Raw genomic sequence first — 13,761 nt, forward strand, 5'->3', positions numbered from 1 at the left:
GCCCGAACAAATTGCTGCAAAAATGTACTCAACAGGTCAACAGACCCTAGCAACGACATCATGACAGTCTTCTGAATATAATCACTTTGATGAACGGCACTAATCGATTTGATCTGTCGATATTTTCCAGTAATAGTTCTCTTTGCATCCCTCTTGAAAAACCGGAGACATATGACATGAATTCAGTACGGCATCTTTTTCTTCAATGAGTTCTTCCATTTGATCCAAAGAGGGCTGAGGAAATATATAGTCCCCCCACCGTACCTGAGCAAATGACCAGATGATATGCTGGTGCTCAATCTTTGTTTGATCCGGGAAGCGACCTTTGTAGAAAGTCCTGGCTGAGTGTTTATACCGAAAATGTTTTTCTTTGAAAAAATATAACCTGCCTTTTCCCTGAGACAAGTTAATCTCATGATCCGGCATTATTCTGTGTCCTTTTATTATATTATCTGAGCGATAAAAATCTTTCGTTTTGATTTCCCTGACAGCCTCAACAAAATAAATGCTTAATTTTAACTCATCATCACCCGGATTCAAAAGCTGTGCAATCCCGGAAGATACATACACGTAATGTGAGTATTTTTGACTCATTAACGCGATGACATCGTCATAGGGCAAAAGGTCAGACTGAATAACGTCGGGAGTGGTTGGGTTACGCCAAACCACTCTGGGTAATAGGTTTTGTATGTTACCTGCTTTGATATTAATTGAAGCAAACAAACTCAGTAACTGGAGGTAAGCATCATCAGGAGAAGTTCTTAAAAAAGCATAGTCGTTTGGGTCATCTCTGGTAAATGGCCCATGTTTAATCCAGATCTCAATCGGTTCATCTTTAAAACAGACGTAGATAATAAATCCGATTAATACCACTAAACCGGTAATCCACCCAACCGGCCCCAGTCCGAGGAAAGTAGCCGATGTTTCTATCAGCATACCGCCGACCGCCCCAGCCAGCGTACCGAGCGCCATAATACCACAGCCAATTGCAGCATCGTAATCCATACGGGACCACATATGACAGGCATCCCACGCTAATAGTCCTGCAGTGACAATACCCGCAAGGCAAGATAGTGCTCCCATCACTGTTATTTGGTTGACTAACCGGAATGACACCAGTTTGGAGCATGAAAAGCGTTGAATTGCTGCTTTAGAAAACGTACAAACACTCTTTTCAGACATGTTGTACAACATCCCTGTATTTGAACATAAACGGTTAATATGATTCACCCCGGCCAGAGAAATATCCAATGTTGCACTGAATACATTCGTCAGAGCATAAGCTGTATCTTTTTTATAATTGTTAATCAGATAACTATATGCATAAAAACAATTGATAGCTTCTATTGCCATAAAAAAGGCCGGTAAACCAATATGCTGCCACTTTTTCGGATTGATCGCCTTCTTATTTCCATTCATATAACGTGTGACAGTGCTTTTATGATCTGTGAGCATCCTGGCAACCTCTGCATCTTTCGCCATCACAACTTCAACGTTATTGAAATGTTGTTTACCGGCAGAAGCCCGCTTTCCGTTTTTCTGAATCTGTATGGTTTCATTCACTTTGCTTTTTGCTGTTGCTGCAAGTACATCCCCTGCTTCATTTTCAAAATGACCATGTGCTCTGAGGACTTTCGGGTCAGCACCACCATATTTGGTGGGTTCAATATCAAAATCAATCCCTTCCATCTTGCCATTAATACCTATGCCTATTACGTGACATTCAAAGCCGGCTATATTTTTATTGGCTGGTCGGAAGTGCATAGATTTCGTTGCGTCTCTGCCAAAAAATTTCATGTTCACAAATGATTTAGCATGCAATTTATTGAATTTTAATTTAACAATATGGTTCGATGTATTTTGCATCACATGATGTAATGTTTGAGCAGTATTAAATAAGCATCCTATCGCTGAGTCGATCAAATTAATCATTCTACGCGCCTGAGGAAACAGATCCGGACTCTCTCCCTGATTATTGTTCATTAAATGTAGTAAGGCCGTTTCAGGGACTTTCAGTTTTTCGGGGGCTAAGTGGCTGATTTCCTGCCAGGTCATTTCATCGATATTGAGAATACCCGAACCATTATTTTCTCTTGATATTTCCTGATTCACCGGTATAGCAGTCTTGTGTTTATCGGTTTCAAATTGATGCATTGCCTGCATTAAAGAATTCCCGGTTTGTTTACTACCACACAATGCTTCAAACAAAGATCCGGGACTATCGTCCAAACATAGATTTGCGACTTCAAGAATCACATCATCATTCTTAATACAGTAATCATGCTTTGGTAATAATTTATCAGCTATATCCGGGCAAAGAAGCAAATTATTAATGCAGTTATTGACCAGAATATATCCACCATAGCGGTTGGTATCGTCGAGGCTGAGAATATCTTTCAGTGCATGGGTGAACTCAGGCTCTTTTAACAAAGCCAGTACTTTTTTCTGAAGTGAGAACATTGCACTGCGGGTTTGCTTGCGGGGATTGAGCCGCAAGGTTTTAGCAAAAACACCATAGGGACTTAGATCAACCAAATCTTTGTGCTCATAAGCCGGGTTTTCCATATCTCCTAACTCAGGCGAAAAAACCATGATTTGCAACAAATGAGCACTCTTATAAAACGGCTGATTCATTGCATCCATCTGCAATTGATTCAGATAATTAGAACAAGACTGAAGCACAGTCGCCTGATGCCTTAAGTTATAGAGAGGATCAGGCAGAATAACCCCTGTTAATTTGCGTGTCCTGGCATCCGCAAAATAGTCCGGCAACGCTGATGCCTGCCATTCTCCCGGTGCATCATAGGATACAACTTTCCCCGGAAAACCTTTTTCCTTATCTAACCGGTACTTCTCTCCAAGAACCGCGCATCGCGCACAATATTCATACTGGTTCAATTGAGGAGAGTATTTATCAAAAATACAGAAATTAAATAGTTCCCACTTCGCTTCATTAAACACCTGCTCCAGGATTTTTCCGGAAAGATCCCGGCTGAGCATGACCGGTTCACAAAGCTGCAATTCCAGTTCAGGCTCACGGGCACGAACGGCGGGCATCTCATCGATTTTCCGAATTTGGTCCAGAGGCGAAATCATCCTTTTCTTCATTTCATCCAGGTTACCTTCCAGAAAATTCAACCTGGAACCACTCCACTGAACTTCAGAAAATGCAATTAAAACATTAGTTTGAGCTCCATTCTCTCGGGATGGATACCAAATCTCCTGCAGCTTACTCCCCGTAGCTTTCCGGTCGACATTTGTTTGAAATCTATCCTTATTGCCTCTGTAGGCAAATAAATTTATATCACGAAAACAAGGTGCCCCCTCTTCTGAAGTCACCTCAAGCTCACGCCAGATTCTGTTTTTGTAAGCAATATAAACGTAACCATTACGTACCGGTACGGTACGGTTTTCCTCCTCATTCATATTGATACTCTGATTCTCTGAATCCATATCATTTGGCTCCCCAAATGCATCATATGCGAAGCCATCCACGCTCGTATTGTCATTGACAACAATCGGAAGGGTTCCGTCGGAGTTTTTCCACGGCAGGATGACCGTCCCCTTTTCTGAAGGCAAAACAGAGAGCGGGATAAATGACTGCATTTGATACAGTTGTTCTTCAACCTGACGTTCGGTAGCCGACACATGGCCAAACAATGGCAGACGAATGGGTTCTCCTGATTCAGTATCGACTTTCAGCCATACATTGCGTGCTTCTGATTCTTCACGCCAGTCCCAGCTGTAAATGGTATGATTCAACAACTTCTTATCGGTCTTTTTTTTCTGTTCCAATGGCAAATGCCGGAGTTCTTCAACAGGTTCAAAAGTCCATGAACAACTCATTTGTTGTTCAGTATGACGCAAGTGACACCCCAGATATTCCTGCTCATACATATTATCCAGGCTGTAAAACAGAAAATCCTGGGTTGTCGGATGATCAAATCCGGTCACACCGATAAAAAACATTTTGCCATCACAGGCCGGAGCAGAAGCATATTTAATCATGTTGATGTTCTCTCAAAATCATTGACTCAATGTGGCTGACTTTCGCATCCATTGTCAGGCGGGCAAATTTTTCCGGGTCATACTGATGCAGTGATAGCGGCTGACCCGTCTTGTCAGCCAGATCGCGCAGCCGGTCAATGAGAAGTTGTTGGTCTATCTTCCAGTCGGCACAAAACCGGGTCACCGCTATCTGCACTGACCAGTCCGGGACGGTTTGATTCGCTTGAGCCCATGCCAGAACTTCCCGTTCCTCATAGAAGCGGTTCAGGGCTTCTTCCTGCGAAGAATGCAGGTGCCAGACAGACATATCCGGTGTACTGGTGAAATCTCCGGTCTCTGTCCAGCAGGCGGGCTCTCTCAGGGACTGACGCAAAAAAACGACAGAACAAAAAATGCCCAGCCATTGACTGGTTACTTCCTGATCTGCTGCGGAAAAAAAGCAGGAAGCGACCTGTGGATGATAATAATGCAGTAACCCACGTAATTTTCCGGAGAAGTACACCAGCATTCTCCAGCGAAGCTGAGTACTCACCTGTTGAAAATCCACAGTAGCGGGCGCAGAGAAAAACAGCGTGCGTTCAGGCGGTAAACGCGCCATGAGGGAATCATCACTGCCATATTTCAGTGCAATCAGCAAAGGGCTTTGCGCCAGAAGCGACTCCAGTGGCGATGTCAGATATAGAGGCTCACACTGATGTCCATCCAGCCACTGGTATACCTGTTCCCGCATTTCCGGTGCATAACTGACTAATGCATACCAGGCAAGCCCGGTTCCCTGATATTGGTTTTTCAGTTTGATCATGACTGACTCCCCTTACACGGACAGTCATCCCCTAACAGACAAATGTCTCCTGTCTTCTGACAGGTTTGTGTAATCGCCATCCCTTCCTGAATATCTGTCAGGGCCTGCTGAATCACCGGCAATGTGACCGGAAAAAGCTCAGGCGTCATGGTTTCCATACCGGCAGTCATTTCAGGAGAAACGATCGCTTCCGGCACCTTCACAGATTCAGGCGTTTTGGGCATACCCGGCTCCTGACCACACCAGCCGGAACCACTGCCCGCACTTCCCCCGGAGTTGAGATTGATCGCCGGACCAACGACATGAACACCGGCCGGGTCGAGCTTGAGAAAGGTTCCCCCAACTTTGACCGTCAGTTCTGATCCAGCCTGAAGAACAACTGAGCTACCGCCTTTCAGGTGCACTTCCGAACCCGATTCAAGCGTTTGTTTCCCTTTTACTTTTTGATGAAATTCCTGCCCGGCAATCATCACCCGGTTTTTACTGATTTTGCTGCACTGAATGCCTTCAATCATTTGATGATCGATCTTTCCGACAGATGTAAACCGATCATTTTCAATCGTTTCATGGCGATGATGCCCAATCTCAGTGATAGCATTGTTTTCAATCAGGGTTTCATAATCTCTCTGTGCATGCAGATAAATTTTCTCAGTGCCGGCCTGATCCTCAAAACTCAGTTCGTTATATCCCTGCCCCTGATGCGTCTGGCTTCTGAGAACGGTTTTTGTTTTGTGTGCCGGCAACGAATAAGGTGGCGTATTGCTGATATCAAAAGTTCTGCCGGTCACAATGGGCTGATCCGGATCGCCATGCAAGAAGGAAACAATCACTTCATTTCCGACCCGCGGAACGGTCACCATACCTTGCTGAGCGCCCGCCCATCCCTGTGAAACACGCACCCAGCAAGAACTTTTATCATCCTGATGGCTATACCGATCCCAGAAAAAATGCAGTTTTACCCGGCCGGACTCATCCATAAAAATTTCCCCGTTTTCAGGCCCTGTCACCCTGGCGATGACCGGCCCGTCGACCCGGGGTTTTGTCAGAGTCTCAGCTCGCCAGACCTGGTCTCCGGGAATGAAAGTAAACTCATTCCTGTAATCCGTACTGCCACCGGTTCCTTCTTCTTCCAGTGCCCGTGGCTGGGAACCCGTGTGCCTGACTTTGACTGCCAGCCATAACCGGTTGAGACGCTCGTCATGATGATCCGTCACCTCACATTTCAGCCCTGCCTGAATCTGGGTTGCATTACTTTTTCCCTGAGCGGTGTGCGCCTCACGCCGAAAATACTCAAGACGAATCCGGGCGAAAGCCTTTCCGGCAGCTGCATCTTTGTAACGTCCGGGAAACTCAAAATACTCAGGAAACGTTTCCTGATAACCGGTATCCACACCATCAGAACACTGAGAAAAATCGTAGTCAGGTTTTTTGAAACTGTAGTCCCGCATCTCAATGGTAGTCATTTCTGACTGCTGCCTTTCGGTCATTGACGCAATATAACGCTCCGGAGCACTCCCGCCAGACAGCGCGTTATACGGAATTTGACCTTCCAGAACCGGAAAACCCCGTTCATGATCGGTGATGACGAGTCCATGTTTATCCGCTTCATGGATGAACATGTACATGAGTCCCTCTTCAGCAGCGAGCCGGTGAAAGAAAGTCAGATCACTTTCCCGGTATTGAACACAATATTCACGCACCGCCAGCGTGCGCCGGATATCAAAACAGAAGTCCGTGATTCCAGCTTCTTCAAGCAGTATCATCAGAATATCCTGTGCGCTCTTGTGCTGAAAAATACGGCAGTTTACCCGGAGAGATAAGCGCTCCAGTGAAGGCACCAGTGTGATGGTGTAAAAGGTATGATGGTGACCGGTGTCACCTCTGGTAAATGACCGTATCACTCCATGGACTTTCCGGATCACTTTTCCATGATTGACGATTTCCAGCAATGCTTTGCTGTCGAGCACTTTTTCAACCGGAAGGGAGAAACGGCTCCGACTGGCTAACTGAATGGTGTACCGATAGCCTAAAAGTGGTTGATCATCGCTGTCAGTTGCATCTGAAACAGATTCATCACCATCAAAGCTGGTGACAACCAGAGTCTCATCATTCACGCCATCGATAGTCAGCTGAAAATTGATATTTTTCATTATTAAGCCTGTAATTATGTGGACTTCACAGCGCTTTAAATTAAGTCAAAATACTTGTTTCTCAGACAATGGCTTTATTTTTTAAGCTCCGTTTGTAAACCACACATCCATTATGCGTAAAAATTTATATAAAAAAATATCATATAAATATATCGATACAGGTTTTATTTACTGAACAAGCATCACATTCATCAATAATATTCATGAAATTTAATATTTAATAAATATATTCATTTTATATATAAAACAAATGCCTTAATGAACCTCAGATTTGAAATTTCAGTCTGAATTCAGAAGACAAGATTTGCACCCGAAAGGTCAACAGATCCTAATCACCATGCGGATTGGTATCGCCGACACAAAATATCATATGCCTGATGATTGATATCCCCACCCCCCAAAAAAGCACCGGAGAAACAGAGCAGGATGAAGCTCCCCATCATTTGTCGTCACCATAAAAAAAATCTTTGTTCTGCTGTCATTTTCTGTAATGACAGGAGACTATATTTATATATAATCGCCGATTCTTTATACGCATTGACGACACACGCAAGAGCAGCCTGACATGTTAATTTACGATGTTTTTATTCCACCAAAAGTGTTGATTACTCTGGCCCTTTTCTTTGGGATCTGGGTCATCCGTTTTTTGTGGCTCTCAGCCCTGAAAAGAACCAGCCGCCGGTTTGAAGAAAAGCAGAAAAACTGGATCAGCGTGGTCAAAAATCTGAGTAATCTGGCACTGCTGATCGGGATTGCAGTCATCTGGCTTTCCGAGTTACAGAACTTTGCGATTTCTGTAGCGGCTTTTACGGTAGCAATAGTGCTGGCAACCAAAGAGGTATTGCAGTGCTTCCTCGGTTTTTTTACCTGGTTCATGAACCGCCCGTTCCGGGTCGGGGACTGGATTCAGATTAATGACCAATACGGAGAAGTTGCAGATATTGACTGGATTAAGTTCCGGATGCTGGAAGTCGACTTTGAAAATGGTTACACCTATACCGGCCGCTCAATTACGGTGATGAATAGTGTTTTGTTAACACAGCATGTCATCAGCCTGAATTTCATGCGTCGTTATGTGATGCATAAATTCTCCATTTACAGAGATGATAGTGTGAATTTATTTGAGCTGCGCGAACCGATTGCAGATGTGATTAATGAACTGATCCTGCCTTTTCAGGAAGTGGCATCACGCTACTCCAGCCTGATCAGTAAACGACTGGAAATAGAAGCTACATCGATTGAGCCATTTATTGATATTCACACCACGGATCAAACGCATCAGGTGATTTCTGTTACGATTTTCTGCCCGACAGAAGAAGCGCATGAACTGGAGCAGAAAATCACTGAGCGCTTTATGGCTCTCTGGTATGCACAAAAGAAAAAAACAAATTGAGGAATCACTTCCTGACGAACCTTGCAGGTTCGTCAGGAATTCAAAATGGTGTCAAAAAATTTCAAATCAGAAACAAAGCCCCCAGCCCTAAAAAGACCAGAAAGCCAACCACATCCGTCACCGTCGTCAATACCACAGCACCGGCAACGGCCGGGTCAATATTAAATTTTTTCAGCGTGAACGGAATCAATGTACCGGATAACGCTGCAGCCAGGCTGTTGACACCGATTGCACAGCAGATAATCAGCCCGAGTGCGAGGGAATCAAACACATACCACACAATCGCAGCAATCGCGCCGCCCATCACAAAACCGTTAATCGCTGCAATTTTCAGCTCTTTGTGCACCAGCAGTTTCAGGTTACTCTGATGCAGGTGATTCAACGCAATCCCGCGCAGCGACACCGCCAGCGTCTGGCTGCCGGCAATCCCGCCCATACTGGCCACCACCGGCATTAAAACTGCCAGAGCAACGACCTGTTGTACCACGTTATCAAACAGACCAATAATCGCGGAAGCAGCAAAGGCGGTCATCAGATTAATGACCAGCCAGACGCCTCTGAGACGGGTAGCCACTTTGAGCGGGGTAAACAAATCCTCTTCACTTTTCACATTCTCAGGCACAATCGTTTTCAGGCTCAGTTCCCGAAGCGTCACTGCAATCGTGGTTAACGACATAATCCCCATCACTTTTTCCCCGCAAAGTACCGGGAAAAAATGTGCGTTACCATCCAGAGGAATTTGATTGCTTATCTCGTAAATATCCTGCGTATCATTCAGGACAGGCGTGGATACAGCGAGCGAACCAAGCTTGACATTGTTTTCATGATTCAGCAGTTTTTCTGGCGCAACGGTCCCGACAATCCCGGCCGCATCACGGACAATCACCAACCGGACAGGTATCTCTGCCCGCTTCAGAATCTCATTTCTGATCCGGCCAACACTGTTTTTAGCATTCGCGACCAGAAAAGCGGGTTCGGCATAACGGCCCGCTTTGTGATCCTCATAAGACAGAGCCTGCTGGATATGGGCAACCGTCTCGGCACTCTGCGATAACAGGAACTCTTCGACAAAATCTGCCGGAAGAAAATCGGCAAAAGTGATAATGTCACCTTCAGCAATCTGCGCCAGTCGCTCTGTGGCTAAGGCTTCTGATAAGCTGGTATGGATATTTTTTGCAGTTTCATATTGCAGCAGATTCAGCACCTGCCAGTATTGCTTTGCAGGCAGGCTGGTAATCACTGACAGCCGGCGCGGCACATCGACAGATTCCAGCAAATGGGCAATTTCAATATCCTGCCGTTCACGAAGGAATCCCAAATCTTCACTGGTTTCAATCGCCTGAAAGACGTTCGCCAGCAACTCCGGACTGTTTTCAGTCACCGTATTTTCGGTCACCGTATTTCCAGTTACAGTCTTTCCGGTTACAGATTGTGTCTCAGGTTCTGTCATCCTTTCTGTCTCCTTCATTCGCTCCTGAAGATTCATTCACCAGCTTAAATGCTTTACATGGGTCAATATACACCCGGTCACCCATTCCTTCTCTGCCCAGCAGCATCATATAACTCATATCTTTGCGGTTCGTCAGGGTAATTTCGATCGGCCAGCCCTGACCGCCAATTTCAAACTGCGTCTGAATCACATATCGTTGCTCCGACTCACCGTTGGATGACTTAATCTTTCTGGAATCAACCACGGGGGCTGCACACTTCACGGTTTGCTCCAGATTATAAATATCCGGGTGAAGGTCAAATTCAACATACAATTTGCCTTTTTTCCTGAAACGGCGAATATTATCGACATGCAGGGAAGAAGTTTTTGCGCCGGTATCGACACGGACTTCCAGATCATAAATCCCCAAATCCGGTAAATTGCACAATTCCAGATTACCAATAATCAACCGATCCATTCAGCCCCCAGTCAAATTTGTTATCACCGATTCATGCATCAGACCAATATGCTCTGCCACATCATCTTCATCTTTGCCAAAATAAGCAATGTGAAACATTGCATCTCCTTCCTGAACCAGCGGGATATTTTGCTTGCCAATCACAATACCGGACCGGGTCGACACGACTTTCTGAATCAACTCTCCCAGAGGCGAATTAATATCAGCCAGTGCCTGTCCTTTTTCGACCTGTTCACCCAGTTTGACGTACTCGTGAACAAAACCACTGCCTGCTGCACGAATCCAGTCACTCCGGTTGGCGACAAAAGGTTCAATCCTGCGTTTGCTGCTCCGCCGTTTCCGCAGCAACCCCAGCGCCCTTAAGACATTTTTCACGCCTTTCAGCCCGGCCTGAATCGATAGTTCATCAAATCGCAGTGCCTCACCCGCCTCATAAAGTAAAATCCGGGTGTCGTTTTCTGTGGCCGCTTCACGCAGTGAACCATCGCGGAGGTTCGCATTCAGCAAAACCGGCACCCCGAATGCTTCTGCCAGCATCCGGGTTTCATCATCACTTAAATCAGCTCTGATTTGCGGTAAATTTGAGCGATGGATGGCACCGGTATGCAAGTCAATCCCATAGTCACAATGCTGAACGATATTGTGCATAAAATTATGTGCCAGCCGTGCAGCCAGAGAGCCTTTGGCCGAACCGGGAAAACTCCGGTTCAGATCTCTGCGGTCCGGCAGATAACGGCTCTGATTCAGCACACCATACACATTGACCATCGGCACCAAAATCAATGTTCCTCTGATGAGTTGCAAATCTGAATCAATCAAGCGCCGGATGATTTCGATCCCGTTCAGTTCATCTCCGTGAACCGCAGCACTGACAAAGATAGTCGGCCCACGCCTGAGTGCCCTTTCCACATGAACCGGAATTGATAGTTCAGTGTCGGTATAGAGCCGGGCAACCGGGATATCAAGCTGACATTTTTCTCCGGGCATAATCTCATGACCGGCAATCAACAATGCCCGTGTCATCAGCCTTTCCCCCGCGTCCGGTTCGCGTGTGGCCGGGCTGATTTCTCAATAAAATCATAAATCATTCCTGCCACATCTTTTCCTGTGGCCGTTTCTATTCCTTCCAGACCGGGCGATGAATTGACTTCCATCACCACTGGTCCCCGGTTGGACTGCAAAATATCCACGCCACAGAGATTTAATCCCATCGCCTTCGCTGCATTCACGGCAGTCAGGCGTTCTTCTTTGGTTAAACGAACCAGTGTTGCACTGCCACCCCGGTGCAGATTCGAGCGGAACTCGCCTTCTTCTGCCTGACGTTTCATGGCGGCAATGACTTTATTGCCCACCACAAAACAGCGGATATCTGCCCCACCGGCTTCCTTAATAAACTCCTGCACCAAAATATTGGCTTTGAGCCCCATAAAAGCTTCGATGACACTCTCAGCGGCTTTACTGGTTTCCGCCAGCACAACACCAATGCCCTGAGTCCCTTCAAGCAGTTTAATCACCACAGGGGCACCACCGACATTCTTAATTAAGTCCCGGATATTATCCGGCTTACTGGCGAACCCGGTCCGGGGCAGACCAATCCCTTTACGGGACAATAACTGCAAAGATCTCAGCTTGTCACGCGAACGGCTGATCGCAATCGACTCATTGACGCAAAAGGTGCCCATCATTTCAAACTGCCGGACGACCGCTGTTCCGTAGAATGTAATCGATGAACCGATTCTTGGAATCACCGCATCATATTGGGGTAACTCTTCCCCACGATACCGGACTCTGGGATTACTGCTGGTGATATCCATATAGCAATGCAGGGTATCAATGATATCGACCTGATGCCCTTTGGCTTCTCCGGCTTCTTTCAGACGGCGGGTTGAATACAGTGATTCATTACGGGATAAGATGGCAATACGCATAGTTTTTTCTCAACAATGTATGAGGCTCATATCGCGCGAACTTAAATGCTTTGGACTGCTTTTAAAAACAAATAATATTTATCCGGACGATTAAAACTTTTTGATTGTACAAATATATATCCGGAACTAATATTTTTCCGCTTCTTGATGATAGCCAATCCGAGTACATCACAGCTTTTGATAAGGCAATAAGGTCTGTGACAAGGCGATAGAGCAACTATCCAAGAGTGACTTTGACTGCGGAAATCCGCACTTATTGGCGCTCAACTTTTCAAAATTCCCTGAAAAGTGGCCTGTTACGGAGATTGGTTATGAAAGCAATATCAAATATTTCCTCTGTGTCTGCTTCAGCACTGTGTATTGAAGAAATCCAGCAAATTGAATCATCTGTGGCTCAGTTTGGCTCCCCTTTACTCATGCTCGACTGTGATATCGTCAGACAGCAATATCAATCACTTCAGGCTGCTTTGCCGGGTGTGATTCTGCACTTTGCACTCAAGCCTCTGCCTCATCCGGATGTCGTCACCACATTACTGGCTGAAGGGGCCTGTTTTGATCTGGCAACCTCCGGCGAAGTTGATTTGGTCGCATCTCAGGGCGTACCGGCAGATCAAACGATTTATACCCATCCGATCAAGCGTGATCAGGATATCCGGGATGCGCTCGATTATGGCTGTACTGTGTTTGTCGTTGATAACCTCAACGAACTCAATAAATTCATCCCATACAAAGACCGTGCAGAAATTTTAGTGCGCCTGAGTTTCAGAAATGCCGAAGCCTTTGCGGACTTGTCCAAAAAATTCGGCTGTAGCCCTGAAGCCGCAATTGAGATCATCGCCTGTGCGCAAGAAGCTGGTATTTATGTGAAAGGGCTGTCATTCCATGTCGGTTCTCAAACGATGAACCCACAAAAATATGTCGATGCGATTGATGTCTGCAATCAATTAATGCGGGATGTAGTTGCGCTGGGATTGCCTGCACTGAGTACGCTGGATATCGGGGGCGGTTTCCCTGTCAGCTACTCACATACCGTGATGCCAATCGACCAATTTTGTGAGCCTGTGAATGCGGCTTTAGCAAAATTACCGGACACCACAACTGTACTGGCAGAACCGGGACGCTTTATCGTGGCACCCGCGGTGACCAGCGTTGCTTCGGTGATGGGACAAGCCGAACGGGACGGTCAAATCTGGTATTACCTCGATGATGGGATCTACGGTTCATTCAGTGGTCTGATGTTTGATGAAGCGCACTATCCGCTGACTCCGCTCCGGCAGGACAATCAGTGCTATCCGAGTGTGTTAGCCGGACCAACCTGTGACAGTATTGATGTGATTGCGCAAAATATCCTGTTACCCAAACTGGAAAACGGTGATCTGATTGTGGCTAAAATGATGGGCGCTTATACCAGTGCCACAGCGACCGACTTTAACTTCTTTAAGCGGGCAACCACCATCGTAATGAATCAGCATATCAGCGATGAGCTGCGGGTGGTGTAAGGCGACATGTCCGTATAAATAAGCCACATAACCCGGCTGAAAGACAACTCAGCCGGTATCAATTGTTTTAAGGA

The 13,761-nt window shown here is 46.0% G+C and carries 9 protein-coding genes; 2 read left to right on the top strand and 7 right to left on the bottom strand.

From position 1 onward, the window contains the following. Positions 1-99: 99 nt before the first annotated feature. The 3 genes from OCV29_RS12195 to OCV29_RS12205 are packed head-to-tail and all read right to left on the bottom strand — an operon-like array spanning position 100 to position 6,960. Entirely contained in the window at positions 100-4,008 is a 3,909-nt protein-coding gene (locus OCV29_RS12195) for a hypothetical protein (protein ID WP_073603189.1), read from the bottom strand. Beyond that, entirely contained in the window at positions 4,001-4,810 is an 810-nt protein-coding gene (locus tag OCV29_RS12200; protein ID WP_073603188.1) for a DUF4123 domain-containing protein, read from the bottom strand. The genes OCV29_RS12195 and OCV29_RS12200 overlap by 8 nt, the downstream gene beginning before the upstream one ends. Continuing rightward, positions 4,807-6,960 carry a type VI secretion system Vgr family protein gene (locus OCV29_RS12205; RefSeq protein ID WP_073603187.1) on the bottom strand — a complete coding sequence of 718 codons (2,154 nt, stop codon included), beginning with the start codon at positions 6,958-6,960 and terminating at the stop codon, positions 4,807-4,809. Before OCV29_RS12205 ends, OCV29_RS12200 begins: the two co-directional genes overlap by 4 nt. A 565-nt stretch (positions 6,961-7,525) precedes the next feature. On the opposite strand from OCV29_RS12205, the gene OCV29_RS12210 reads away from it, so the two are divergent. Then, positions 7,526-8,353, top strand: coding sequence for a mechanosensitive ion channel family protein (locus OCV29_RS12210; protein WP_073603186.1), 828 nt, complete (start codon positions 7,526-7,528; stop codon positions 8,351-8,353). 61 nt (positions 8,354-8,414) lie between these two features. On the opposite strand, the gene OCV29_RS12215 is transcribed toward OCV29_RS12210, so the two are convergent. The 4 genes from OCV29_RS12215 to rimK are packed head-to-tail and all read right to left on the bottom strand — an operon-like array spanning position 8,415 to position 12,188. Then, positions 8,415-9,803 carry a magnesium transporter gene (locus OCV29_RS12215; RefSeq protein WP_084193275.1) on the bottom strand — a complete coding sequence of 463 codons (1,389 nt, stop codon included), beginning with the start codon at positions 9,801-9,803 and terminating at the stop codon, positions 8,415-8,417. Next, the gene (locus OCV29_RS12220; RefSeq protein ID WP_073603185.1) at positions 9,790-10,260 is read right to left on the bottom strand and encodes an ATP-dependent zinc protease family protein; all 471 of its coding nucleotides are present in this window, start codon (positions 10,258-10,260) and stop codon (positions 9,790-9,792) included. Before OCV29_RS12220 ends, OCV29_RS12215 begins: the two co-directional genes overlap by 14 nt. After that, positions 10,261-11,283, bottom strand: coding sequence for a succinylglutamate desuccinylase/aspartoacylase family protein (locus OCV29_RS12225; protein ID WP_073603184.1), 1,023 nt, complete (start codon positions 11,281-11,283; stop codon positions 10,261-10,263). Continuing rightward, entirely contained in the window at positions 11,283-12,188 is a 906-nt protein-coding gene (gene rimK, locus OCV29_RS12230) for a 30S ribosomal protein S6--L-glutamate ligase (RefSeq protein ID WP_073603183.1), read from the bottom strand. Before rimK ends, OCV29_RS12225 begins: the two co-directional genes overlap by 1 nt. 311 nt (positions 12,189-12,499) lie before the next feature. Between rimK and OCV29_RS12235 the strand changes: the two genes are divergently transcribed. Further along, on the top strand, positions 12,500-13,687 hold the full coding sequence (locus OCV29_RS12235) for a type III PLP-dependent enzyme (protein WP_073603182.1): 1,188 nt from the start codon (positions 12,500-12,502) through the stop codon (positions 13,685-13,687). Positions 13,688-13,761 lie beyond the last annotated feature (74 nt).

Origin of the sequence: Vibrio aerogenes (assembly GCF_024346755.1) — a bacterium.
Lineage (GTDB): Bacteria > Pseudomonadota > Gammaproteobacteria > Enterobacterales > Vibrionaceae > Vibrio > Vibrio aerogenes.